This window comes from Sphingopyxis sp. (assembly GCF_965279755.1).
Taxonomy (GTDB): domain Bacteria; phylum Pseudomonadota; class Alphaproteobacteria; order Sphingomonadales; family Sphingomonadaceae; genus Sphingopyxis.
Window position 1 is genome coordinate 2923158 of the sequence record NZ_OZ257261.1, and the last position, 24751, is coordinate 2947908.

Consider the following 24751-nt stretch of genomic DNA (forward strand, 5'->3'; position numbering starts at 1 on the left):
ACTTAGATGACTATGCCGCAGAAGCTTGGGCCTTCAACGAGCGTGATCCAGTCGAGTGCGCGCGACGTCGCTCCGGCTTCGGCTGGCGAGGCATCGCTGTTGGGCGGGGTCGACGTTCGTCAGCTGTGGGCGAGCATCTATCGCAACCGCTGGGTCGCGTTGATGATCATCGGTGCGGCGCTGGCGCTCGGTATCCTGTTCTCGCTGCTTTCGACGCCGATCTATCAGGCGAGCGCGTCGATCCAGATCGATCAGGAGGCCGCAAAGGTCATCGGGACCGAGCAGGCCAACTCGTCGGCCGCGATCCAAGATTCGGACCGTTTCCTGCGGACGCAGATCGACGTGTTGCAGAGCCGCTCGCTGCGGCAGGCGGTCGCCGAGGATCTGGGCCTGTTCGACAACAAGGAATTCCTCGCCAAGATGGACGAGGATCAGGTCGACGAGGCAAAGGGCCGGTTGACGCTCGAGGCTACCCGCGAAGAACAGGTTCTGCGCATCCTCAAGGAGAATATGTCGGTTTCGCTGCCGGTTGAATCGCGCGTCGCGCAGGTCTTTTTCACCAGTCCCGATCCCGAACTGGCGGCGATGGTCGCCAACAGCTTTGCCGAGAATTTCATCCGCAACAATCTGCAGCGCAAGTTCGATACCTCGACCTATGCGCGCGAGTTCCTGAAGGAACAGCTCGACGGCGCGACGAAGCGGCTGAGCGCATCCGAAAAGCAGGCGCTGGATTATGCGCGCCGTTCCCGGATTATAGATACCGGTTCGACGGGTGAAGGCGCCGCTGCGGCGAGCGCGAAGAGCCTGACAACCTCGACGCTCATTCAGCTCAACGCCACCTATACCGCCGCGGTCGCCCGCCGCGTCGATGCCGAAAAGCGCTGGGACGCGGCGCGCCGCGGATCGGCGCTCGACCTGCCGATCGTCCAGTCGAACCTTGCCGTGCAGCGTCTGCTCGAAGAGCGCGCCAAGGCACAGGCCGACTATCAGGAAGAGCTGCAGCGCCGCCGCGAGGATTATCCGACGGTGCGTCAGGCGCAGGCGAAGATTGCCGAGCTGAATTCGCAGATCGACCGCATCGCATCGGGCATCCGCTCGACCCTGCGCGAAGAATTCGAAGCTGCGCGCGAGCAGGAAGAGGAATTGGGCCGCCGGCTCGCGAAGACCAAGGAAGACACGCTGACCGAGCAGGGTGCTTCGGTCGAACTGTCGATCCTGCGCCGCGAAGCCGAAACCAATCGCCAGCTCTATGACCTGCTGCTCAAGCGCTATAACGAACTCAATGCCGAGGCCGGCGTGCAGGCGAACAACCTCGCCATCGTCGACGAGGCGAGCACGCCGATCAAGCCGGTCAAGCCGAACCTGCTGGTCAATATCCTGCTGTCGATCCTGGCGGGCCTGATCATGGCCGCGCTCTATGTCTTCGGCCGCGAACAGTTCTTCAGCGCGATCCAGACGCCGGACGATGTCGCCCGCTTGCTCAAGATGCCTCTGATCGGTTCGATCCCGAACATGCCGCAGTCGGTCGACGTCGATAAGGATCTGCTCGATCCAAAGGGCGTCATGGCCGAGGCCTATTCGTCGGTGCGAACCGCGCTGCTGCTGTCGTCGAACGACGGGTTGCCGAAGTCGATCACCTTCCTCAGCACTACGCCGTCTGAAGGCAAGTCGACCTCGTGCTTCGCGATTTCGCTGTCGCTCGCGCGCCTCGGGAAACGGGTGTGCGTGATCGACCTCGACCTGCGCAAACCGAGCCAGCACAAGTTCTTCGAGCTGTCGAGCGATCATACCGGCATGTCCGAGCTGCTGTCGCAGAACGCCACCATCGACCAGGCGGTCCGCACGACGAAGTTCGAAAATATCGACTTCATCGGCAGCGGCCACCGCCCGCCGAACCCGACCGACCTGCTGACCGGCCGCTATCCCGAGCAGCTGCTTGCCGAAATCGAGGCGCGATATGACGTGGTGATGATCGACAGTGCGCCGGTGCTCGGCCTGTCGGATGCGTTGCTCGTGTCCGATCTGGCGGCGCTCACCATCTTCGTGGTCGAGGCCGGGCGTATCCACGCCGGTTCGGTCCAGAGCGCGCTTGGACGTCTGCGCCAGTCGAACGGCCATATCGGCGGCGTGCTGCTGACGAAGTTCGATGCGCAGGCATCGGGCTACTCCAACTATGAATATCAGTATCAGTACCGTTATGGTGCCTGAGGCCACGCAGTCCGGACCGCAGCGGTCGAAGGCCAAACTGGTTGCGCTGATTGTTGTTTTCTGCGCGCTGGCGTTTGTTTTCGCGCGGTGGCAGTCGGCCTATGCTGGCCAGCTTCGCGCCGACAAGGGCGAACTTGCGGCATCGAAGGCATGTCAGCCGAGCGAGACGCGCCCCACGGGGTGCCGCGACCTGTTGCTGAACGCGGTCGGCCGAGCGCCGCTCAGCGCCGACGCGCTGGCTGGACTGATCCGGATTGATACGCTGCGCGGTATCCCTGCGGCAAAGCAGAAGCAGGGCGAGGATCTGCTGAAGCAACTCGGCTTCCGCTCGACCTTGGCGCAGCAATTGCTGATCGAATCGGCGCTGAAACGCCGCGATTTTACCGACATTCTCCTGCGCAGTGACGCGCTGCTGCGACGCGACAAGCTGCAGGACGATGTGCTGCCGATCATGCTGATCGCGGCGGGCGACCCTTCGACACGCGAGCCGCTGATTACTGCGCTGGGCCGCAAGCCCAGCTGGCGGCTTGCCTTCATGACGCATCCCATCGGTTTCTCGCGCCCCGAGCTGCGCGCCGTCCGCGCCGAAGTGCTCGGCGAGATGATCGCACGAAAGCTTCCCGTCGATCGGCTCGAGGTTGCCTATGCCACGCGCGCGCTGTCGAAAGCGCAGGAAAATGCTTCGGCGTACAAGCTCTGGAAGCAATATAACCGCATCGAGGGGCGCCAGTTCGTCGTCTTCGACCCGCGCTTCCACGCCGTCGAACAGGAACAGGAAGAGGTCGCTGGCAGCGACATGCCGTTCGAATGGTTGCTGCTGAAGGGAAGGGGCTACCGCGCGCAGCTGCGTCCCTCGACCAAGCAGAATACGCTGACGTTGTCGTGGAACGGCCGCGGCGCGCCGGTGCTGGTCGAGCAGAAGATCGCGCTGGCTGCAGGGCGCCGCTACAAGCTCGACATATTGGCGACCGAGCCCGCCGCGGTCATCGCCAACCGCTTCGCGATCACGCTCGACTGTCCGGGCCGGGCGCCGGTGGCGTTCGTTGATTTCCAGCCCGCCGAAAAACCGGGGCAGCCCGAAACGGTCACCGCAAAGGAAGCGGTCGGTTGCGATTTCCCGGTGCTGCGTATCCGTGGCAATGCAGTGGATTCGGGCGATCGCGGCGGCAAGGCGAGCATCACCTACATGAACGTTTCACCCGCGCGGCCCGAATCGGCCCAATGACGATCCTCGCACGCCTCGGCCGGTTGATCCGGTAGAAATCAAGGCGCCGGGGCGGTGCTTCTTCTCAAGACCTTCGCGAAAGTGCAGACCATCCCATGACGAAGCCCAGCGAAGAGCGCTTTATGGAATGGATCGAGCAGCGGCCCAAGGAGTCGTTCGGGTCTCGCCGCGCGCGTCTTATGATGCAGTTCCTGACTCTCGATGCGATCGGCATCGTCGTCGCTTTCTTCGCCGTCGGCCTTTCCGCGCCGCGCGGCTTCGATGTCGAGCAGACGGTCAGCCTGTCGATCGTCGTGCTGGCATCCTATATTTTTGCGGCGGCCAACACCAATGCCTTTGCCGCAGAACTCGCCCTCGACCTTGTCGAGAGCCTGAAGCGCGTGCTGTTGACCCTGCTGCTGTCGGCTATCGCGATCCTGACCTTCATGTTCTTCTTGCGCGTCGGATCGCAATTCTCGCGCTTGCTGGTCTTTTCGGGGCTTGTCGCGTCGGCCTTTTTCCTCGTTATGGGCCGCTACCTTCATGCGCGCCTCTTTGCCGGGCGCCGTGCCTCGGACCTGACCGGCGAACTCTGGATCACCGACGGATCGAAGGCGAACCCGCCCAATGCACGCTATGCGATCGAGGCGTCGGACCTGGGCCTCGTTCCCGATCTCGCGAGCCCCGGTGCCGTTGCGCGCCTGGGGCAGGTAACCGACGGGTTCGATCGCGTCGTCGTCCTCTGCTCGCCCGAGGTTCGCAACAAGTGGGTTTCCTTCCTGCGTTCGCAGGACATTCCCTGCGAGATCGTTGCGCCCGAACTCGACGAATTCAAACCGCTTGCACTCGGTCAGCGCCACGGACGGACGACCCTGCTCGTTTCGTCGGGGCATCTGTCGTTCAACAGCCGGGTCCAGAAGCGCATCTTCGATCTGGTACTGTCGGGATCGATCGTGCTGCTGCTGTCGCCATTGCTGTTGCTGATCGCCATCGCGATCAAGCTGGAATCGCGGGGGCCGGCGCTCTTCTTTCAGGAGCGGGTGGGGACGGGCAACCGGCGCTTCCGCATCTGGAAGTTCCGATCGATGTATCACGAGATGCGCGACGAACGCGGTGACCGGTCGACCGCGCGCGTCGATCCGCGGGTAACCCGCGTCGGCAACATCCTGCGCCGCACCAGCCTCGACGAACTGCCGCAGCTCTTCAACGTGCTGACCGGCGATATGAGCCTAGTCGGCCCGCGTCCGCACGCGCTGGGCTCGCGCGCCAGCGACCGATTGTTCTGGGATATCGACAGCCGTTACTGGTATCGCCATGCCGTGAAGCCCGGCATCACCGGGCTGGCGCAGGTGAGGGGATTTCGCGGTGCGACCGAAACGCAGGACGATATTCTGAACCGTCTGGAATCGGACCTTGAATATATCTACAGGTGGAGCCTCGGTCTTGATGTCGTCATCCTGATCCGAACCGGTCTTGTGCTGCTGCACAAGAACAGCTTTTAGGACGGGCCTCTGTTTTGCGCGGGATAGCCGATATTCTCCATGGCCTCTGACTATGCACAAAATCTGCCGGTCGTAAGGACGTCACCCGGGTTGTTCGGGTTGGCGCTGCTGCCGCTGATGCTGTTCCTGCCGTTTATGTACTGGCCGAAGTTCACCGACTTCGACACGCAGCCGACGATTGTCGCGGCGATCGCGCTGGCCTTCATCTTCTTCTGGCCGACGCAGGAACGCCGCATCACCTACGGTATGGTCCGGCTCGTATTGCTGGTGCTCGTCGCAATCGGTTTTTATGTTGCGCGCGGGCCGGAGGTCCAGTTTGCTGTCCGTTATGGCCTGATCCTCCTGACGTTCCTGGCACTCTGGAATTTGGGGGAGCGCGGCGCGGCCGATTATATCGCGCCCTTTGTTCGCGCGACGATCGTCATATGGTTCGTCTTTGGCCTGTATCAGACGATCGGGGTGCGCCTCGGCTGGGAAATGGATTTCGCGGGCCGGTTCGTGGCGTCGTACAGCGGCGTACCGTCGATCACCGCCGAACCCTCCTATTACGGCAGCCTGTCGATCCTGCAGATCATGATCCTCGCGTCGAACCATATGCGGCGGAATATTCCCTTCTATGTCCTCGCGACGATGAATGTGATCATGAGCGGCTCGCTGCTCGCCTTCCTGTTCATGCTCTTTCCGCTGTGGCTGCTGCCGCTGCGCTGGAAGGTCATTGGCGGTATCGCCGTCCTCGTGTTCTTCCTGCTGGGCGTTCAGGTGCTGGAATCGGGCTTCTTCGCGCGTATCCAGAAATTCCAGCTGTCGGGCGTCGGCGCCGATATCATGGGGCTCGATATCAGCCTCAACCTGCGTTTCGGGCACATCTGGTTCATCTTCTACGAAAACCTGGTTCGCGAGATGTCGATGGTCAACAGCATCGACTTCTTCCGCGAATATAATCACTGGGCATCGCGAAACCCGGTGATCTATCCGACATCGACCGACTTCATCCTGCCCTCGGGCGGCGAACTGGTGTTCCGGTCGGGGCCGGTCGGGCTCATCATCATGATCCTGATCGTCCTGTTCGCGGGCAAGACGGCGGGCAACCGGAACATGCGGATATTGAAGATGGGCTTCGTCACCGCCTGTCTGCTGAACCCCATGTCCTTGGCGAACCCGTTCCTCATCTTCTATATCCACCAGAAGGCCCGACAGCCGCGCTTTGCGGGCAGCGATCCCGATCCACCGCCGCAGGACGAGCAGGGGTGACCGTGTTTTGGCCAGCGAGGGGGCGACATTGAGCGTGGGTTCGGCAGTGATTACGGGTGCCAGCGGGCAGGACGGCCGTTTGATGGCCGCGCTGCTGTCGGCGCGCGGCTACCATGTCGTCGGCATCACCGGGCGCGCGATTGCCGAAAACGGCCCGGCGGAGTTGGACGAGCTGGTCGCGCTCGATTATGACGATGCCGACGCGCTCGCGGCGCTGGTGGGTGAGCGTCAGCCCGACCTGCTGTTCAACTATGCTGCGTTGTCGACGGGCGCCGATTTCTACGCCTCCTTTCCTCTGGTGATGCGGCGGAACGGTGATTTCGTCATCGCGCTGCTCGAAGCGATCCGGACCGCTTCGCCGGGGACGCGCTTTTTTCAGGCATCGAGTTCGGAGATGTTCGGGCGGGTGACGGTCACCCCGCAGGACGAGGCGACGCCGTGTCAGCCGATCAGCCCCTATGGCCTCGCCAAATTCACCGCGCACCGCGCGGTCGCCATCTACCGTGAGACTTACGGCCTCTTCGCGTGCGGCGGCATTCTCTACAATCACGACAGCCCGCTGCGCCGGCCCGACTATGTGCTGGCAAAGATCGCGAAGGCGGTTGCGGAGATCAAGTCGGGGGTGCGCGACGGGATCGAACTCGGCCGCCTCGACGTCTATCGCGACTGGGGCGATGCGCGCGAATATGCCGAGGCGATCTTTCGCATCGTCAGCGCCGACACGCCGTCGGACTATGTCATCGCAACGGGTCGTGTCAGCTGTCTTGCCGATGTCTGTGCCGACGCCTTTACCTATGTCGGGCTCGACGCCGCTGACTATATCAAGACCGACCCCTCGCTGATCCGTCCGATCGAGACCGCGCAGCTTTGCGGCGATCCGTCGAAGATCGAACGCGAACTCGGCTGGCGCGCGGTGAACGGGCCGCGCGAGGTTATGCGCGCCATGATCGATGCCAACCTCGCGCGACTGCGATAACTTCTCCGGACGGGCGGGCGATACCTACTGATCGATGATGATCGTGCCGGGATGATGCTTGTCGAGATGCTTCTTGATGATCTTCAGGTTGCGGGTGTTCGACCGGAACAGGAAGTCGAAGGCGTCGCCGGCAATCGGGATCGCGCCCAGCGCCGTGTCGACGCCCAGATTGCCGATCATCCGCCAGATATGCCATTTGGACATACCCAGATTGCGCGCCTCCCAGATGATATAGGCGCCCATCGTGGCGGTAATGACGTCGCCTACCACGGGGACCAGGCCGACGATCGCATCGAGCCCGACCGGGCGGTTGATCCCGGGGATCACGAAGCTGCGTTCCAGCAGAAATTCCAGCGTTTCGACGCGCTTGCGGAGCGCAGCGGGATCACGGCGATTCGATATTAGCGCGTCGAAGATCGCGTCGGGATTCGGGGTCGAAGGGGCCATCGGCATCCTTTCAGGCAGCGCTCGAAAGTGCAGCGCCGCTGTATTAGTTAGTTAAGGCAATAAGATGATTCAATGGGTGCGCGGCGCGGGCGTTCGGGCGCATGCCGGTAAGCCGCTGCGACGCGACCGACCAGCGCAGCGGGCTGGCCAGCGGAATGAAGGGCACATAGCGCGCGAGCACGGCCTCGGCCTCGCCGACCTGCCGCGCGCGTTGGCCTGCGTCGATGTTCGTAGTGGTCGCATCGATCAGATCCTGCGCCTCGCGATTGCAAAGCGTATCGCGCTGGCACGAGAGGCGGCGGAGCGCCCATAAGGGGTCGTCGTTCGGCGCGACTTCGTCGATCAGCCGCAGGTCGGACGCCGCCCCCATGCCGACGCGGCGGCTTTCAAGGCCGATACGCGCGAAGTCGGCGGCGATATAGGCAAAGAGGATGCGTCCGCCCGGCGTGTCGGGGACCGCGACCCGAAGCGGCGCGATCTCACGTCCGGCCCCGCGCCATGCATCGACGGCGCGTTTCGCCTGCGCGACGCGCGAGGCGTCATCATAGGCCGCCCAGGCGGGGAGCAGCGGTTCGGGGCCGTTGTCGCGGCGATAGACCGTCGGCCGCAGCGCGGTCTGCGGCTGCCATTCGGTCAGCCCGAACGCATCGACGAGCCGCTGCCGCCGGATCGCGCGCGACAACGCCTCGCGATTGGCGTCGGTCGCAAGAAAACCCTCGGCGCGGGTAAAGACGAGGCCGAAGAGGCCGGGCGCCGGATCGACGACGAGCCGTGATCGGCCGATGTTCGACGCGACGAAATAGGGGAGGGTCGAGAAACGCCCACCGATCACGCCGTCGGCATAACCGTTTTTGAACCGTGCGAGCGCACCCGCCGGCGACGTCCCGGTTAGCTCGATCGACGCGGCGGGGTTGTCAGCTGCAGCCTCCGCCTCCCCGTCATCTTCGGCGAGCGGGTCGGGAACGGGCGAAAGCAGCACCGCGCGGCCGAGTTTCCGCGCGCGCATCGGGCCCCAGCCCATACCGCGATAGACGATCGTCATCGACGGCTGCGCCAGCAATTCGAGCATGTTCGGTTGCGGGACCGACAGCCGGATTTCGATGACGCTGTCGGTCATCGCCTTTATCGTCTCGATCTCGGGAAACGCCGTTTTCAGAACATGGCGGCTCGAGGGTGCGAGGTAAGACCGCAGCACGGCCGCGACATCCTCGGCGGCGACCTTTCTGCCGTTCGTCCACTTCGCCTCGCGGATGCGGAAGATATAGCTGCGCCCGTCGGCGGTGACGGTCCAGCGCTCGGCGAGGCCGGTGTCGATCTGACCCTCTCCGTCGAAGCTGACCAGCCCCTGCGCCGATGCGTCGAGCAGCGCGGCATTGGCGGACGACAATTCACCGTTCAGCGGATTCGCGCCTGTCGCCAGCGGCCCGATCGCAGCAACCTTGACCGGGCCGGTTTCGCCGAACAGCCCGCAACTCGACAGCACAAGCGCGGCGGCGGCAGGCAGGATGACGGCGGCGGCGGGACGGACGAAGCGCATGACGTCGGCACCCTAGGGCGTCGGCGCGGGCAAGGCGAGGCTCTAATGCGGTCGGCGCTTTGGATAGTGGCGGACGCGGCGACCCGGCCCGAATGTCAGCCGGTAGACCATGAAAGGACTTCGTCATGGAAATATCCGACCCGATCCTCGTCGACCGGCCCGCCGATCGCGTCGCCCGCATCACGCTGAACCGTCCCGAAAAGCGCAACGCAATGTCGAATGCACTGCGCACGCAGATGTTCGCGGCGCTCGAAGCGGCCGACCGCGATCCCGGCGTATCGGTGGTGATCCTGCGCGGGGCGGGAAGTTGTTTCAGCGCCGGATATGATCTGTCGTCCGACGTTCGCGACGAGCAGCCCTGGTACTCCGCCGGCGGGCTGGGCAACTGGCCGCGTCACGTGACCGAGGGATGCTTTCGCATATGGGACATGGCCAAGCCGGTGATCGGGCAGGTCCACGGCTATTGCCTTGCCGGTGGGACCGAACTCGCGGCGTCCTGCGACCTGCTCTACGTCGCCGAGGATGCGATGATCGGCTATCCCGTCGTGCGCTCGATCAGCCCGCCCGACAATCAATTCTATCCTTGGCTGATCGGGATGCGCCGCGCCATGGAGATGATGCTGACCGGCGATACGATCAGCGGGGCCGAGGCAGCCGAATATGGCTTCGCGAACCGCGCCGTGCCGCTGGCCGACCTGGAACCGATGGTGCTCGACATGGCGAGCCGCGTCGCGAAGATTCCGACCGATGTCCAGCAGATCAACAAACGCGCCGTGCATCGGCAGATGGAGGCGATGGGGATTCGCGCCGGCATCCGGGCCGGCACCGAATTGCAGGCGCTGAGCGCGATGACCGAAAGCGCCAAGGCCTTTTACGCCAACGTCCGGAACGACGGCCTGACCAGCGCACTCAGCGCGCGCGACGAGAAGTTCGGGGATTATCGCACGAAAGCGGAGTGAGGCGCGGGAAGATGGTGCGGGCGGCGGGACTTGAACCCGCATGACACGAGGCCGGCAGATTTTAAGTCTGCTGCGTATACCGATTTCGCCACGCCCGCACTTAACGCCGGTCAAGCCGATGGGGTGGGGGAGGTCAAGCGCTGTTTGCCGCTTCACCGCGGCGCGTCGCTCGGCTAGAGCGGACGCCATGCAACCCGTTCTCGAAATCGCCGGTCTTGGAAAGACTTACAAGAGCGGCCACCAAGCGCTCTCCTCGATCGATCTCAGCATCAACAAGGGCGAAATATTCGCGCTGCTCGGGCCGAATGGCGCGGGCAAGACGACGCTGATCAGCATCGTCTGCGGCATCGTCACCGCCAGCAGCGGAACGGTCACCGTCGGCGGGCACGACCATGCCCGGGGCTATCGCGCCGCACGCTCGATGATCGGGCTGGTGCCACAGGAATTGCACACCGACGCGTTCGAAAAGGTGATCACGACCGTCAGCTTCTCGCGCGGATTGTTCGGCAAGCCCAAGGATCCCCCGTTCATCGAGCAATTGCTGCGTGACCTGTCGTTATGGGACAAGCGGAACAGCAAGATCATGGAGCTGTCGGGCGGGATGAAGCGCCGTGTGATGATCGCGAAGGCGCTCAGCCACGAGCCCGAAATCCTGTTTCTCGACGAGCCCACCGCGGGCGTGGATGTCGAGCTTCGCCGCGACATGTGGAACATGGTGCGCGGTCTTCGCGAGCGCGGCGTCACGATCATCCTGACCACCCATTATATCGAGGAGGCTGAGGAGATGGCCGACCGGGTGGGGGTGATCAGCAAGGGCAAGCTGATCCTGGTCGAAGAGAAGAATGCGCTGATCAAGAAGCTGGGACGCAAGACGCTGACCCTGAACCTTGCCGAGCCGCTGGATGTCGTCCCCGGAGACCTTGCGCAGTGGAAGCTGACGCTGGCAGGCGAGGGGCACGAGCTGGTTTACGAGTTCGACAGCCAGGCCGAGGCGACCGGCGTGCCGTCGCTGCTCCGCCGGATGAGCGACCTCGGGATCGCGTTCAAGGATCTCAACACCCGGCAAAGCTCGCTCGAGGATATTTTCGTCGGGCTGGTGCATGACAAGACGAACGAGGAACGCGCGGCATGATTCAGAATTTCCGCGGTATCCGCTCGATCTATCTGTTCGAGATGGCGCGCTTCGGGCGCACCTTCTGGACCAGTCTGATGCTACCGGTCATCACGACGACGCTCTATTTCGTCGTTTTCGGATCGGCGATCGGCAGCCGGATGAGCGACGTCAGCACGGTGCCCTATGGCGCGTTCATCGTGCCGGGGCTGATGATGCTCACGATGTTCACCGAAAGCATCAGCAACGCAAGTTTCGGCATCTATATGCCCAAATGGACTGGCACGATCTACGAGATGCTGTCCTCGCCAATGTCGCCGCTGGAGCTGCTGATCGCCTATGTCGGCGCGGCGGCGACCAAGTCGGTGATTATCGGCGCGATCATCTTCGCGACCGCGCACCTGTTCGTCGATGTCCAGATCGCGCATCCGATATTGATGGTCGCTTTCATGATCCTGATGGCGGTGACATTCTGCCTGTTCGGTTTCATCATCGGCATCTGGGCGCAGAGCTTCGAGCAGCTGCAGGTGATCCCGCTGCTCGTCGTCTATCCGCTGACCTTCCTAGGCGGCGCCTTTTACTCGCTCGACATGCTGCCCGCGGCGTGGCGCACGGTCACGCTGTTCAACCCGGTCGTCTATCTGATCAGCGGGTTCCGCTGGACCTTCTTCGGACAGGGCGATGTCGGCATCGACGTCAGCATGGGCGCGGTGACGCTCTTCCTGGCGCTGTGCCTGGCGGTGATTTTCTGGATGTTCCGGACGGGCTACCGGCTCAAGAACTGAGCTGGAGCCGCCGGTTCGGCAAAGGTTGCGCGATCAGTCGTTCAGACGCTCGCGCATTTCCTTCCCGGGCTTGAAATAGGGGACCGCTTTGGCGTTCACCGCGACGGGAGCGCCCGTTCGCGGGTTGCGGCCGGTGCGCGATTCGCGGCTGCGGGTCGAGAAAGCGCCAAAGCCGCGCAACTCGACACGGCCGCCCGACGCGAGCTGGTCCACGATAGAATCAAAAAAGGCATCGACAATGCGTTCGACCTCTTCGAGGCGCAAGTCACTGTTTTCACTCGCGATCTTCTGAACCAGTTCCGACCGGATCATAAGCTTCCCCTATTGTATCACGCGCGCTCTGCGAGCGCAGGCTATCCGGTCGTTGCCGGCTCCCATGGTGCGTGAGGACCCCTCCCAACGCGGCGCGGAGCGTAACATGAATCGCTGTTCGGTCAAAATATATCACTGAAAGAAAAAGGCCCGCAGAGGGACACTCTGCGGGCCTTTTCTGTTGCCTGACGGCAAGGACGTGAAATTATCAGTCCTTCTTGCCGGCCTTCAGCGCTTCGCCGAGGATGTCGCCGAGCGACGCACCCGAGTCCGACGAGCCATATTGCGCGACAGCCTGCTTCTCTTCGGCGATCTGCAGCGCCTTGACCGAGAAGCTGGGCTTCTTCGAACGGTCGAAGCCGATGACCAGCGCGTCGAACTTCTGGCCGACCTGATAGCGCTCGGCGCGCTGTTCGTCGCGGTCGCGGCCGAGGTCGGCGCGCTTGATGAAGCCAGTCGCGCCATCGTCGCCAGCCTGGACTTCGAGGCCGTTGTCGCGGACTTCGAGGACGGTGACGGTGACAGTCTCGTTCTTCTTCAGCGAGCTCGAAGCAGCGGCACCGCCGCCAACGGCCGGCGCACCCTTTTCAAGCTGCTTGATGCCGAGGCTGATGCGTTCCTTCTCGACGTCGACGTCGAGAACGATGACCTGCACGGCCTCACCCTTGCGGTGGAGGTGCAGCGCTTCTTCGCCCGAGATGCCCCATGCGATGTCCGACATGTGAACCATGCCGTCGACGTCGCCCGGAAGGCCAACGAACAGACCGAATTCGGTCGCGTTCTTGACTTCGCCTTCGACGACCGACCCGACGGGGTGGGTTTCGGCGAATGCACCCCAGGGGTTCGACTGAGCCTGCTTGAGGCCGAGCGAAATGCGGCGCTTGTCGCTGTCGACTTCGAGGACGATGACGTCGACTTCCTGGCTGGTCGAAACGATCTTGCCAGGGTGGACGTTCTTCTTGACCCACGACATTTCGCTGACGTGGACCAGGCCTTCGATGCCGGGTTCGAGTTCGACGAACGCACCGTAATCGGTGATGTTCGTGACGGTGCCCTTGAGCTTCGCGCCGACCGGATATTTGGCGGCGACGCCTTCCCACGGATCGCTCTCGAGCTGCTTCATGCCAAGGCTGATGCGCTGCGTGTCGCGGTTGATGCGGATGATCTGCACCTTGACCGTGTCACCGATGTTGATGACTTCGCTCGGGTGGTTGACGCGCTTGTAGCTCATGTCGGTGACATGGAGTAGGCCATCGATGCCGCCGAGGTCGACGAACGCACCGTAATCGGTGATGTTCTTGACCGCGCCTTCGATGATCTGACCTTCTTCCAGGTTCTGGATCAGGCCCGAACGCTGTTCGGCGCGCGTTTCTTCGAGGATGGCGCGGCGCGACACGACGATGTTGCCGCGGCGGCGATCCATCTTGAGGATCTGGAAGGGCTGCGGCAGGTCCATGAGCGGACCGACGTCGCGCACGGGGCGGATGTCGACCTGCGAACCGGGAAGGAACGCCACGGCGCCGCCGAGGTCGACTGTGAAGCCGCCCTTGACGCGGCCGAAGATGACGCCTTCGACGCGGGCTTCCTTGTTGAATTCCTGCTCAAGGCGGTCCCAGGCGGCTTCGCGGCGAGCACGATCGCGCGACAGCATGGTTTCGCCATTGGCGTTTTCGACGCGGTCGACATAGACTTCGACTTCGTCACCGACGTTCAGGTCGGCCTTCTGGCCCGGCATCGCGAATTCGCGAAGCGGCACGCGGCCTTCGCTCTTCAGGCCGATATCGATAACTGCCAGGTCGTTTTCGATCGCAGTGACAGTGCCCTTGACGACGCGGCCTTCGAAGCCGCCGTCGGCACCACCAAGCGATTCATCGAGCATCGCGGCGAAATCGTCGCGCGTCGGGAAAGCCGTAGTGGCCATGGATGTTATTCCTTACTCAATTGTTCCGGCCAAGCGGTTGGTTCCGCTGGTCTTGTGGCCGATCCGCCACGCCCGCCGGATGCGGAACGCAGCATCGTCCGGACCGTTGCGGGCGGGGCGGGTGCAAACCAAAAAGGGCGCGACAGGGAAACCCCGTCACGCCCGACGCTCTTATCTCGAGCGGCGGCTTGTTCCTGCCTCGACCGGCTGAAAGCCCGTCAGACGCGGCGCGTATATGGTGGAAAGCGTCGGAAAGCAAGGCGAAAGGCGTGCTTTCGGCTACCGCCCCATGCTCTCTTCAACAAAGGCGATCGCGGCGGCGATCGCCCCCTCGATATCCATGTCGCTGTTGTCGAGAAGCAGCGCGTCTTCGGCCTGTAGTAGCGGAGCGTCGGCGCGGCCGGTATCGCGTGCATCGCGGGCGTGGATATCCGTGAGCACGGCATCATAGGTGATTGCCACGCCGCGGCCGAGCATTTCGGCATGGCGGCGGCGCGCGCGCTCTTCGGCGCTCGCCGTAACGAATAGTTTTGCGTCGGCGTGCGGCGCGATCACGGTGCCGATGTCGCGCCCGTCGAGCACCGCGCCGCCCGGCTGATTGGCGAAATCGACCTGGCGCTGGAAAAGCGCCTTGCGGACGGCGGGATGGATCGACACGCGGCTCGCAAGGCTGCCGGTGCTTTCGTAGCGCAGCGCCGGGTCGTCCAGCAAACCGTCCGGGAAGTCGCACGCGGCGAGCGCGTCTGTGCTGTCGTCAGGGTTGCCGTGATTGAGCTGTGTCTGATACCCGACCGCGCGATAGAGCAGGCCGGTGTCGAGCACGGGCAGGCCGAAATGGTCGGCGAGCGCCCGGGCGATCGTACCCTTGCCCGACGCGGTGGGGCCATCGACGGCGATGATCATCCCTGCAGCCCTGCGAGCAAGGCCTCGAAATTGGGGAAGCTGGTCGCGACGGGCGCCATGTCGTCGACCGTCACCGGCGCCCTGCTGGCGAGGCCCGCGACCGCGAAGCTCATACAGATGCGGTGATCGAGGTGGCCGGCTACGCCCGCGCCACCGGGCAGCGGCTCGCCGGCCGTGCCGTCGATGGTGAGGCCGTCCTCGCTTTCCTCGACACGTGCGCCGATGGCTTTCAGGCCGGTTGCCATGACCGACAGGCGGTCGCTTTCCTTGACGCGCAGTTCGTCGAGGCCGGTCGTGACGGTGCGGCCCTCTGCCAGTGCTGCGGCGACGAACAGGATCGGGAACTCGTCGACCATGCTCGGCACGACTGCGGGATCGACCTCGATGCCCTTGAGCGCGCTGTGGCGGACGCGCAGGTCGGCGACCGGTTCGCCACCGACGGCGCGGGTATCCAGCAGCTCGATGTCACCGCCCATCAGCTTCAGCACTTCGACAAGCCCTGCGCGGGTCGGGTTCAGCCCGACATTGGCGATTATGACATCGCTGCCGGGAACGATCAGCGCCGCGACGATGAAGAAGGCAGCCGACGAAGGATCGCCGGGGACGACGATCGTTTGCGGCTTCAGTTCGGCCTCGCCGCGGATGCGGATGTGGCGCGTGCCGTTGCCGTCAGTCTCGACCGTCAGGTCGGCGCCGAACCCCTGAAGCATGCGCTCGCTATGGTCGCGGGTCGGGACGGGCTCGATCACCTCGGTGATGCCGGGGGTGTTGAGGCCGGCGAGGAGCACCGCGCTCTTCACCTGCGCCGAGGCCATCGGCAGACGGTAGGAAAGGGGAATGGCGGGGGCGAGGCCGCGCACCATCAGAGGCAAGCGCCCGCCGGGGGAGGCGCTGATATCGGCGCCCATCTGTGACAGCGGGTCGATGACGCGGCCCATCGGGCGGCTCGACAGGCTGGCGTCGCCGACGAAGGTCGCGGTGACCGGATGGCTTGCGACCAGCCCCATCAGCAGGCGGGTGGATGTCCCGCTGTTGCCCATGTCGAGGGCTTCGCGCGGCTGGAGCAGCCCGCCGACGCCGACGCCATGGATGCGCCATTCGCCGTCATCGCGGCGTTCGATCGAGGCCCCCATCGCGCGCATCGCGGCGGCGGTCGCAAGAACATCATGTCCTTCGAGCAGGCCGGTGACACGGCTTGTCCCGACCGCAAGCGCCGAAAGCATCAGCGACCGGTGCGAGATGCTCTTGTCGCCCGGAATCGCGATCTTACCTTTAAGCGGAGCGGAAGCGGCGAAGCTGCGGGGTATCGCTGTCTGATCGGTCATGGCGTGCGGCTTTTGACAGCGGCCTTGCAATCTGGCAAGGCGCACGCCGATTTGACGGATAGCTATTCAGCTGGCGTTGCTCTTCCGATAATTTTATCCTGTTTCCAAAGGGTTATGAGGCTTATATGATAAAAGCTGAATGGGGCGCGAAGCGTAGCTGCCCGAAATGCGCGACGCGATTCTATGATCTGACCAAGGACGATCCGATTACCTGCATCAATTGCGGCTATGCTTGGCTTCCGGAATCGGTACTGAAATCGAAGCAGCCGATGCCGTTCGAGGCCGTGGAAAAGCCCGGTAAGGCGCCCAAGGAAGAAGGCGTCGACGAGGATCTGGATCTGGACGTCGATGTCGACGAGGATAGCGATTCGCCCGATAATGACGTTGATCTCGGCGGCGACGACGATCTGGGCGTCGACACGGGCGACGACGGCGACGACGAGGCCTGACGTCGGCTAAGGGGTCAAAAAAGCATCGCGGATGCATTTGGCCCCTTGCATAACGGACGCGCGCTGGTAAAGGCGGCGTCCCGGTCGCAGCCGCCAAGATCTTTGGCCAATGCGATCATGAAATGGCACGGGGCCTTAGCTCAGCTGGGAGAGCGCCTGCATGGCATGCAGGAGGTCAGCGGTTCGATCCCGCTAGGCTCCACCATTTTACGAAAAGGCCCGCGAAAGCGGGCCTTTTTCTTTTGGCGCTTTGCCTAGATCGCTTTGACGGGCCGGGGTCTTGCGGCGCGTGAGGCCAGGCGGAACAGCGGCACGGTCAATGTGGTCGACACCAGCGCAAGGGTGACCAGAACCGCGAAGACGGTGGGTGTGATCAGCCCCGCCTGAACCAGAATCGTTGCCGCGACGATCTCCATCAGCCCCTTGCACTGAAGCAGCAGGCCGAGCCGCGTGCGATCGCGTGCGGGCTGATTGGCCGCCGGCGGCACCAGATGCACTGCCGCGAGCTTTGCCGCACCGGCGAGCAGCAGCAGCGCGATCGACACGCTGAGCGCCGCCGGCGTCACCACCGCGCCATCGATGCTGAGGCCGCGGTGCGCGAAGAAGAGCGGCGACAGGCCAAACAGCGCAATCCGGCCGAGGCGTTCGGGCATCAGCCGCGCGGCGAGCCGCTGCGGCATCATCGCGCCTGCGAAATAGGCGCCGAGCAGTTCGTGCAGGCCAAGCGTCCATGTCGCCCAGGCGCCGGCGACGAGAAAGGCGATGCCGACCGGCACTGCGGTGGCGGTATGGTCGGGCAGCACAGGAGCCAGCCGTCCGCGCAGCAGCAGCATCAGAATCGGCACGCCGACCGCGGCAAGGCTGGTCCATCCGGCGGAACTCGCTGCGCCGCTTTCGCCGTGATGAAGAAAGAGCAGCAGCGCGAGCCCGGTCCAGAGGATCGCATCGTCAAGCGCGGCGATGCGGAGCGCGACATTGCCGAGCGGGCGGTCGGCCATCGGTAGTTCACGCACGATGCCTACAAGCACCGGCAGCGCGCTGACCGATAGGCAAAGCCCGATCGCGCCAGCGGACAGAAAGGGCGAAACGCCCGCTGGACGAGCGAGCACCGCCTCCATGGCGCCCGACGACGCTGCAATGAAACCGACCGTAAAGGGCAGGGCAAGCGCGACAAGCGCCGACGCGATTGCCTGCGCGCCGAGCGTGGGAAGCCGGTCGGCCGCGGTGCGCGTTTCGAGCCCCGCACTGAACGCGAGCGCGAGCACCCCGCACCAGCCAATCATCTCGCCGATTGGCGACGGCCCGACTATGGATTTGTCGAAGCCGAACCGGTCGGCGGCGATTGCGACTGCCAGTCCGGTCAGGATCGGAAGCACCGCCATCGGCACCGCGCCGCGCACCAGCCGCCAGCACAGCAAAGGCAGGCCAAGGAAGCAAAGCAGATCGATCAGCAGCCCCATCCGGACTGGCTATCGCGCTGCGGAGAGCGCGGCAAGCGATTTTTGAGAACGTTCCCTTCTGGCGCGAGCGCAGCCTGGCTGCCGGCCTATTCGGCGGCTTCTTCCTTCTCGAATAGCGGTTCCATCTTGATCGGATCGGCCAGAGTGATGCGGTCGAGGATCGATGCGGTGTCGTCGCGCACCTTCAGCATCAGGCTGCGCATCCGGCATTCGACCTCGGGCAGGCAATTCTTGCACTGCTCGTGCGCGTTGCGCGCGGCGCAGGGAACGAGCGCAAGCGACCCGCGCGTCAGGCGGACGAGGTCGCCATAGCTGATGTCGATCGGGGGCAGGGCAAGCTGATATCCGCCGTCGCGGCCGCGCTGCGAAATCAGCAGGCCTTCGCGCGCCATTTCGGACAGGATCACGGTCAGGAATTTCGGCGGGATATTCTGCGCATCCGCAATATCCGCAAGCTGCACCTGCCCCTTGCCCCAATGGTCGGCAAGGTGCTGAAAGGCACGGATCGTATAGCGGGTCTTCTGCGAAAGCATGATCCGGTTAGTGTTACATATTCAGCCTTAATTCAACCTGTCTGGATGAGATTTGCACAGGAGTTGATGAAAATCACAGCCGGTGGCATGAACCTGTGTCAAATGGGTCGCATTGTAGCCCGTAAACGGGCGCGATGAGGATTGATCGATATGCGTATTTTATGGGGTACTCCGGCGGTCCTCGCGGCCTGCATACTGGCGGTGACGCCGGCCGAAGCCCAGTTTGGCGGTTTGCTCCGCAAGGTGACGTCGCCGACCCCGGCACCCAGCCCGAGTAGCGAAGGCAATGGCGGCTGTCCGAAGGGCAAGAAGGGCAGCAGCGTCGGCCGCGGCATATTGGGAGGCGTGATCCGCGACGCGGTCGGCGACGCGGCAAGCAAGGCTGGCGTCTATAGTTATGTGCCGATCTCGGAAGTCAGCGGCACGCTGACCGACGCGATCGCCTGCCGCCTGGACCCGGCCGAACAGGTGCAGGCGGCTGCCGCCACAGAAGAGATCACGCGCGAGGGCGAGATCGGCGCGACCGCGAACTGGACCAGCGAAACGCGCGAGAATGTCAGCGGGTCGTCGACCGTTGCGGCGACGAACAAGCTCGCCGACGGAACGAGTTGCATGAATGTCACCGACATCGTCATCGTCGAGGGCGAGGAAACGCGCGTTTCCAAGAAGATGTGCAAGCGACCGGGCGAAGCGCGCTATGCCCTTTCCGCATAAGGTCGCGCGTATTTTTCTGGCGGCGACCGCGCTCGCCAGCCTGACCGGCGCCGCGAAGGTCAAGATGGACCCCGCGAACCCGACCTGTCCGGCGAACCCCGACTGGTCGGCCAATGCGACGATGGTGCTGACCCCGGTCAAGAAGGGCGACGCAAAGGTGCTGCTCGCCGAGGGCCGCATCGACGCGGGGCTGCCCGACCGGCTCAAGGCCGCGCTGGCGGCGAACCCCGACGTCAGCGAGATCTGGCTGCGCTCGCCCGGTGGCGACGCGCGCGCGGGCAATGCCGCCGGGCGCATCATTCGCGCCAACTTCGGTCTCGTTACCCGCATTCCGGCAGGCTGGGCTTGCTTCAGCGCGTGCAACTTCGTCTTCATGGGGGGCCAGCCGCGCGTGATCGATCCCGGCGGGCTGTTCATCGTCCATATGTTCACGCGCACCGGCGACCGCGGCGCGATCGACATGAGCGTTGCGATGGGGACCGATGCGACCAAGGAACTGATCGGCGACATCGAACAGGACGCCGCGCTTCTCGCGAGCGAGGACAATGATTTCCTGATCCGCATGGGCGTGTCGCGCAAGCTGCTGACCGAGGTGATGTACCAGCAAAAGGCGCTCGCGAACGCCGAGGACAAGTCGACGCGGCGCTGCCTGACGCAGGCCGAGGTCAAGACCTATAACGTTGCAAATAACAACGAATGACGTAGATTGGCGGCTAACGAGGAGAGGCTGCCATGAACGACATGACGCATGAACATGCGACATTCCGGTCGATGATCGACGGGACGCAGGAAGACTGGAACATCATCGCGCGCGAGCAGAAGGAGTTCGCGCCGAACAACGGTAAGCGCATTCTCGAGCACCTGAAACTGCTCGGCGGCGACTATGGCGGCTTTCCGGTCGACCGGCTCGAACACTGCCTGCAGACCGCGACCCGCGCGCACCGCGACGGGCGCGACGAGGAATATGTCGTGATGGCTTTGCTCCACGACATCGGCGACACGCTGGGCGCGTTCAACCATCCCGACGTCGCCGCGGCGATCCTTAAGCCGTTCCTGTCGGAGGAAAATCTCTGGATCGTGCAGCACCACGGCATTTTCCAGGGCCATTATTTCTTCCACTATCTCGGCCTTGACCGCGACATGCGCGACCAGTTCGCCGACAGCCCCTATGCGGCCGCCTGCGCCGAATTCTGCGAGAAATATGACGCGCCAGCGTTCGACCCCGATTACGAGAGCGAACCGCTGGAATTCTTCGAGCCGATGGTGATGCGCCTCTGCTCCTATCCGCGCACGAGCATCTACAAGAAGGTGATGGTCGAAGAAGCGGCGGAATAGGTCAAAAAATACCCCAGCACACGGCCAGGGTTTTCATATTCGCTGTTGTTATGGACCCCGGCTTCGCGCCGGGGTCCGCATTTTCGGGCCTATTTGCCCTTGAACTCGGTCTTGCGCTTCTGCTGGAATGCCATGATCCCCTCCATCGCGTCGGCGCTGTTGCCCGCGATGAACTGGCCCTTGGCTTCGGCGTCGAGCGTGTCGGAGAAGCTCTGCGACAGGCCTTCGCGCAGGACGCGGCGCATCGTGCCGAGCGACACGGTCGGGCCGTTCGCAAGGCGCGTGGCGAGCGCCTTCGCCTCGGTCATCAGCTCGGCATCCTCGACGCATTTGTAGATCAGGCCCCAGTCGGCGGCCTGCTCGGCGCCGATCTTTTCGCCCAGCATCATCATCTGCGTCGCGCGCGGCAGGCCGATCAGGCGCGGCAGCAGCCATGACGAGCCGCCGTCGGGAACAAGCCCGATGTTGACGAAGGCCTGCAGGAAATAGGCGCTCTTGCCCGCGATCGTGAAGTCGCCCGACAGCCCGAAGCTGCAGCCGACGCCTGCCGCGGGACCGTTCACCGCGATAACCACCGGAACCTCGACATTGGCGAGCGCCAGCAGCATCGGGTTATAATGGTTGCGCAGCGCCTTGCGGCTGTTCGCGCCGCCGCCCACGGCCGAACCGCTGCGATCGCCCGCCAGATCGGCGCCCGAACAGAAACCGCGACCCTCACCGGTGATCAGCAGCGCGCGCGCGCCGAGAACGGGCAGATAGTCCAGCGCCGCACGGATATCGTCGGCCATCGCGGGGGGCATCGAGTTCAGCCGTTCGGGACGGTTGAGCGTGATCGTTGCGACATGGTCGGTGACGTCGAACTTGATCGTGTCGAAGGTCGGGGTGTCGGTCATGGGGAAGAATCCTCTCGCGGTCTTTACCTTTACGTTCACGTAAAGCCTGACCCATTTGGCGCGGGAGTGCAAGAGGGAAGGACGGCGACTGGCATGTTCGCTAGCGACCGCTTGCTGCCATAACATCCTCCCTGTGGCGCAGCTATGGGGAGGTGGCAGCGCGAAGCGCTGACGGAGGGGCCAATGGCGCACCGTCGCAGCCCCTCCACCACCGCCTGCGGCGGCGGTCCCCCTCCCCATAGCTGCGCCACGGGGAGGATTCCCTCATCGTCACCCCGGACTTGATCCGGGGCCTGCCTACTTGAAGAAATAGGCGGATCCCGGGTCAAGCCCGGGATGACGGAGGTGATGAAACGACTGCCGCTCTCCACCCCTAAGCCGACATCGACTGCCTAAGCCAACCGCTGCTTTCCTACATTACGCCGCCGTGCAACCATAGCCGCCGGCTCTTTGATTTCGTTGAATTCGTCCCTTTTGCTTAACGCGACAAAGGAGACACAATCGGCACATATGTCCGTATCCTTTGTCGCCTTGATGCCGCAAAGGACATCGTTGGACCCGTCCATGCGGGACTTTTGCGACTTCAGTCGCGCCCCAGCCGCACGAAGCGCATTTCGCCCTCGGCGCGATGCAGGGTCAGGCCGCGGTCGGTCTTTTCGGCGCAGGCATTCTCGAAATCGACAACGCCCAGATCGTTCGGCTCGATGATCACGCGCAGCTTGCCGCCATCGTCATCGGTCAGCGCGTATCGCGGCGCGGTGATGCCATAGATGGGCTCGCGCACCTCGACCCAGCGCGGGATGCGCTTGTCGTCGTCGGGCATCGTCCAGCCATAGTCCTGCGTGTAACCCTCGGCCGGATCGCCGCTGTCGAAGCCGATAACGAAGTCGACGCCGGGGATGCCGCGGCCGTTCGGCCAGGTGACGAGCAAAGTCGGAACCGCACCGTCAACCTCGATCGGCGGGCCTTTCTTCATCGTCGGCGGCACCGGCTTGGGATCGGTGGTCAGGCATATCCTGTCGCCGCGGACCTCCCAGCGTCCTTCGGCCTGTTCGTCGAGGGCGCCCGCGGCCAGCATATATTGAAAGCGGCCATCGTTCCGGATCAGCAGTCCGCCGCCGACGTCGGGCCCTTCGGCCAGCGCATATTCGCCGACGAAGTGTGAGTCCTGCGCGGCGGCAGGGGTGGCGATCAGCGCGGCGGCAAGCAGAAGGGTTCGCATCGTCCGATCATGCGGCGGTGAGGGCAGGGACGCCAGCCCCTTTCCACTTCGCCCGCCACCTGCTAGGCGCCCGCGCCATGAAGCATCCCGACCGCCGCACCTTCGCCATCATCTCGCACCCCGATGCGGGCAAGACGACGCTGACCGAAAAGCTGCTCGTCGCGGGCGGTGCCATCCATATGGCGGGCGAGGTCAAGGCGCGCGGGCAAGCGCGGCGCGCGCGCTCCGACTGGATGAAGATCGAGCAGCAGCGCGGAATCTCGGTGACCTCGTCGGTCATGACGTTCGATCATGCCGGGCTGGTCTTCAATTTGCTCGATACGCCGGGTCACGAAGATTTCTCGGAAGATACGTACCGCACGCTGACTGCGGTCGACAGCGCGGTGATGGTGATCGACGCCGCCAAGGGCATCGAGCCGCAGACGCTGAAGCTGTTCGAGGTGTGCCGCCTGCGTTCGGTGCCGATCATCACCTTCATCAACAAGGTCGATCGCGAAGGCCTGCCGCCGTTCGAACTGCTCGACGAGGTTGCGGACCGGCTCGCGCTCGACGTCTGCCCGATGAACTGGCCCGCAGGCATGGGCGGCCAGTTCGAAGGGATTTACGATCTGGTCGATCCGGCGATCATGAAGCCCGGCGGCGATGCGTCGCGCATGTATGAGGGCGACCGCTTCGGCGTCACGGGTCTCGACGATCCGGCGCTGGCGGCGAAGCTCAGCGCCGATGCGCTGTCGCTGCTCAGGGAAGAAACCGAGCTGGCCTCGGCCTGCTACGCGCCGTTCGACGGGGCTGCCTATCGGGGCGGCGACCTGACCCCGGTCTATTTCGGATCGGCGCTCAAGGAATTCGGGATTGCGGACCTGCTGAACGCGCTGGCGAGCCATGCGCCCGGCCCGCAGCCGCAGCCCGCCGAACCCGCACCGGTGCAGCCCGATGACGAGGCCGTGACCGGCTTCGTCTTCAAGGTGCAGGCGAACATGAACCCCGCGCACCGCGACCGCATCGCCTTCATGCGGCTTTGTTCGGGCAAGTTCGAGCGCGGCATGCGCCTGATGCAGGGCGGGACGGGGAAGGCGATCGCGATCAGCCGCCCGATGCTGTTCCTCGCACAGGATCGCGAAATGGCCGAAGAGGCCTATCCCGGCGACATCATCGGCATTCCGAACCATGGCACTTTGCGCGTCGGCGATACGCTGTCGGAGCGCACCGACATTACGATCACCGGCCTGCCAAACTTCGCGCCTGAAATCCTCCGCCGCGTCGCGCTGGTTGATCCGACCAAGACCAAGCAGCTGCGCAAGGCGCTCGACGACATGGCCGAGGAGGGGATCATCCAGGTCTTCTATCCCGAGATCGGGTCGAACATGATCGTGGGCGTCGTCGGTCAGCTGCAGCTTGAGGTGCTGATCAGCCGGCTCGAAGCCGAATATAAGGTCGAAGCGAAGCTGGAGCAGTCGCCCTGGGAGACGGCGCGCTGGATCGCGTCGGATGATGCCGCCAAGCTGAAAGCGTTCCAGTCGGAACATCGTGGCGCCAGCGCGAGCGACCGCGACGGTGCGCCGGTGTTCATGGCGAAGGACGGCTGGGAAGTCGGCTATATCACCCAGCGCAATCCCGACATCCGCTTTACAGCGACGAAAGAGCGCGTGTTCGCCGACGCGGGTTGATCGCGTCCGCCAAGTCCGCCACCATGACGCCAGTTTC

General features: G+C 63.9%; 23 protein-coding genes and 2 tRNA genes. 14 read left to right on the plus strand and 11 right to left on the minus strand.

The window, feature by feature from the left end:
• Positions 1-12 precede the first annotated feature (12 nt).
• The 5 genes from ACQY80_RS14340 to ACQY80_RS14360 all read left to right on the plus strand — a co-directional run bounded on the left by ACQY80_RS14340 (position 13) and on the right by ACQY80_RS14360 (position 7141).
• Complete coding sequence (locus tag ACQY80_RS14340; protein WP_428680982.1) at positions 13-2208, plus strand: GumC family protein; 2196 nt, start codon at positions 13-15, stop codon at positions 2206-2208.
• Complete coding sequence (locus ACQY80_RS14345) at positions 2198-3433, plus strand: hypothetical protein (protein ID WP_428680984.1); 1236 nt, start codon at positions 2198-2200, stop codon at positions 3431-3433. The genes ACQY80_RS14340 and ACQY80_RS14345 overlap by 11 nt, the downstream gene beginning before the upstream one ends.
• Positions 3434-3528: 95 nt before the next feature.
• Positions 3529-4914, plus strand: coding sequence for an exopolysaccharide biosynthesis polyprenyl glycosylphosphotransferase (locus tag ACQY80_RS14350; protein ID WP_428680986.1), 1386 nt, complete (start codon positions 3529-3531; stop codon positions 4912-4914).
• A gap of 90 nt (positions 4915-5004) precedes the next feature.
• The gene (locus ACQY80_RS14355; RefSeq protein ID WP_428680988.1) at positions 5005-6165 is read left to right on the plus strand and encodes a hypothetical protein; all 1161 of its coding nucleotides are present in this window, start codon (positions 5005-5007) and stop codon (positions 6163-6165) included.
• Between the two features lie 34 nt (positions 6166-6199).
• The gene (locus ACQY80_RS14360) at positions 6200-7141 is read left to right on the plus strand and encodes a GDP-mannose 4,6-dehydratase (RefSeq protein WP_428685876.1); all 942 of its coding nucleotides are present in this window, start codon (positions 6200-6202) and stop codon (positions 7139-7141) included.
• Between the two features lie 24 nt (positions 7142-7165).
• Here the strand turns inward: ACQY80_RS14360 and ACQY80_RS14365 are convergent, their stop codons facing one another.
• Together ACQY80_RS14365 and ACQY80_RS14370 are read right to left on the minus strand one after the other, a co-directional pair.
• A complete protein-coding gene (locus ACQY80_RS14365) occupies positions 7166-7588 on the minus strand; it encodes a DUF4112 domain-containing protein (RefSeq protein ID WP_428680990.1) in 423 nt (140 codons plus the stop codon).
• A gap of 43 nt (positions 7589-7631) precedes the next feature.
• Positions 7632-9125 (minus strand): ABC transporter substrate-binding protein, encoded by a 1494-nt coding sequence (locus tag ACQY80_RS14370; RefSeq protein WP_428680992.1) that lies wholly within the window; start codon positions 9123-9125, stop codon positions 7632-7634.
• A gap of 125 nt (positions 9126-9250) precedes the next feature.
• Here ACQY80_RS14370 and ACQY80_RS14375 point away from each other — a divergent pair, with 125 nt between their 5' ends.
• Positions 9251-10084 carry an enoyl-CoA hydratase-related protein gene (locus tag ACQY80_RS14375; protein WP_428680994.1) on the plus strand — a complete coding sequence of 278 codons (834 nt, stop codon included), beginning with the start codon at positions 9251-9253 and terminating at the stop codon, positions 10082-10084.
• A 12-nt stretch (positions 10085-10096) separates the two neighbouring features.
• Here the strand turns inward: ACQY80_RS14375 and ACQY80_RS14380 are convergent.
• A tRNA-Leu gene (locus tag ACQY80_RS14380) sits at positions 10097-10182 on the minus strand.
• Positions 10183-10271: 89 nt separating this feature from the next.
• On the opposite strand from ACQY80_RS14380, the gene ACQY80_RS14385 reads away from it, so the two are divergent.
• The gene (locus ACQY80_RS14385) at positions 10272-11216 is read left to right on the plus strand and encodes an ABC transporter ATP-binding protein (RefSeq protein WP_428680996.1); all 945 of its coding nucleotides are present in this window, start codon (positions 10272-10274) and stop codon (positions 11214-11216) included.
• Positions 11213-11980 carry an ABC transporter permease gene (locus ACQY80_RS14390; protein WP_428680998.1) on the plus strand — a complete coding sequence of 256 codons (768 nt, stop codon included), beginning with the start codon at positions 11213-11215 and terminating at the stop codon, positions 11978-11980. Before ACQY80_RS14385 ends, ACQY80_RS14390 begins: the two co-directional genes overlap by 4 nt.
• Before the next feature lie 33 nt (positions 11981-12013).
• On the opposite strand, the gene ACQY80_RS14395 is transcribed toward ACQY80_RS14390, so the two are convergent.
• From ACQY80_RS14395 to aroA, 4 genes are all read right to left on the minus strand, one after another.
• A complete protein-coding gene (locus ACQY80_RS14395) occupies positions 12014-12292 on the minus strand; it encodes an integration host factor subunit beta (protein WP_428681000.1) in 279 nt (92 codons plus the stop codon).
• Positions 12293-12500: 208 nt separating this feature from the next.
• Entirely contained in the window at positions 12501-14213 is a 1713-nt protein-coding gene (rpsA, locus tag ACQY80_RS14400) for a 30S ribosomal protein S1 (RefSeq protein ID WP_428681002.1), read from the minus strand.
• A gap of 279 nt (positions 14214-14492) precedes the next feature.
• Positions 14493-15116, minus strand: a complete 624-nt coding sequence (locus ACQY80_RS14405; RefSeq protein ID WP_428681004.1) for a (d)CMP kinase — start codon at positions 15114-15116, stop codon at positions 14493-14495.
• Entirely contained in the window at positions 15113-16441 is a 1329-nt protein-coding gene (aroA, locus tag ACQY80_RS14410) for a 3-phosphoshikimate 1-carboxyvinyltransferase (protein WP_428681006.1), read from the minus strand. Before aroA ends, ACQY80_RS14405 begins: the two co-directional genes overlap by 4 nt.
• A 125-nt stretch (positions 16442-16566) precedes the next feature.
• Between aroA and ACQY80_RS14415 the strand changes: the two genes are divergently transcribed.
• Together ACQY80_RS14415 and ACQY80_RS14420 are read left to right on the plus strand one after the other, a co-directional pair.
• Positions 16567-16890 (plus strand): TIGR02300 family protein, encoded by a 324-nt coding sequence (locus ACQY80_RS14415; RefSeq protein ID WP_428681008.1) that lies wholly within the window; start codon positions 16567-16569, stop codon positions 16888-16890.
• A gap of 129 nt (positions 16891-17019) precedes the next feature.
• Positions 17020-17095: transfer RNA gene (locus tag ACQY80_RS14420), tRNA-Ala, on the plus strand.
• A 49-nt stretch (positions 17096-17144) separates the two neighbouring features.
• Here the strand turns inward: ACQY80_RS14420 and ACQY80_RS14425 are convergent.
• Both ACQY80_RS14425 and ACQY80_RS14430 read right to left on the minus strand, forming a co-directional pair.
• The gene (locus ACQY80_RS14425) at positions 17145-18350 is read right to left on the minus strand and encodes a cation:proton antiporter (protein WP_428681010.1); all 1206 of its coding nucleotides are present in this window, start codon (positions 18348-18350) and stop codon (positions 17145-17147) included.
• Positions 18351-18436: 86 nt separating this feature from the next.
• Positions 18437-18883: an RrF2 family transcriptional regulator gene (locus ACQY80_RS14430; RefSeq protein WP_428681012.1), complete on the minus strand. Its 447-nt coding sequence runs from the start codon at positions 18881-18883 to the stop codon at positions 18437-18439.
• Between the two features lie 150 nt (positions 18884-19033).
• Between ACQY80_RS14430 and ACQY80_RS14435 the strand changes: the two genes are divergently transcribed.
• From ACQY80_RS14435 to ACQY80_RS14445, 3 genes are read left to right on the plus strand one after another with little or no spacing between them, the layout of a single operon-like run.
• Positions 19034-19597, plus strand: a complete 564-nt coding sequence (locus ACQY80_RS14435) for a hypothetical protein (protein WP_428681014.1) — start codon at positions 19034-19036, stop codon at positions 19595-19597.
• Positions 19581-20297 (plus strand): hypothetical protein, encoded by a 717-nt coding sequence (locus ACQY80_RS14440; protein WP_428681016.1) that lies wholly within the window; start codon positions 19581-19583, stop codon positions 20295-20297. The genes ACQY80_RS14435 and ACQY80_RS14440 overlap by 17 nt, the downstream gene beginning before the upstream one ends.
• Before the next feature lie 32 nt (positions 20298-20329).
• Positions 20330-20932: an HD domain-containing protein gene (locus ACQY80_RS14445; protein WP_428681018.1), complete on the plus strand. Its 603-nt coding sequence runs from the start codon at positions 20330-20332 to the stop codon at positions 20930-20932.
• An 89-nt stretch (positions 20933-21021) separates the two neighbouring features.
• Here ACQY80_RS14445 and ACQY80_RS14450 read toward each other — a convergent pair whose 3' ends face one another.
• Positions 21022-21825 carry an enoyl-CoA hydratase-related protein gene (locus tag ACQY80_RS14450; RefSeq protein WP_428681020.1) on the minus strand — a complete coding sequence of 268 codons (804 nt, stop codon included), beginning with the start codon at positions 21823-21825 and terminating at the stop codon, positions 21022-21024.
• A 583-nt stretch (positions 21826-22408) separates the two neighbouring features.
• Positions 22409-23047 carry a hypothetical protein gene (locus tag ACQY80_RS14455; RefSeq protein WP_428681022.1) on the minus strand — a complete coding sequence of 213 codons (639 nt, stop codon included), beginning with the start codon at positions 23045-23047 and terminating at the stop codon, positions 22409-22411.
• Positions 23048-23124: 77 nt separating this feature from the next.
• On the opposite strand from ACQY80_RS14455, the gene ACQY80_RS14460 reads away from it, so the two are divergent.
• Positions 23125-24714: a peptide chain release factor 3 gene (locus ACQY80_RS14460; protein WP_428681024.1), complete on the plus strand. Its 1590-nt coding sequence runs from the start codon at positions 23125-23127 to the stop codon at positions 24712-24714.
• Positions 24715-24751 lie beyond the last annotated feature (37 nt).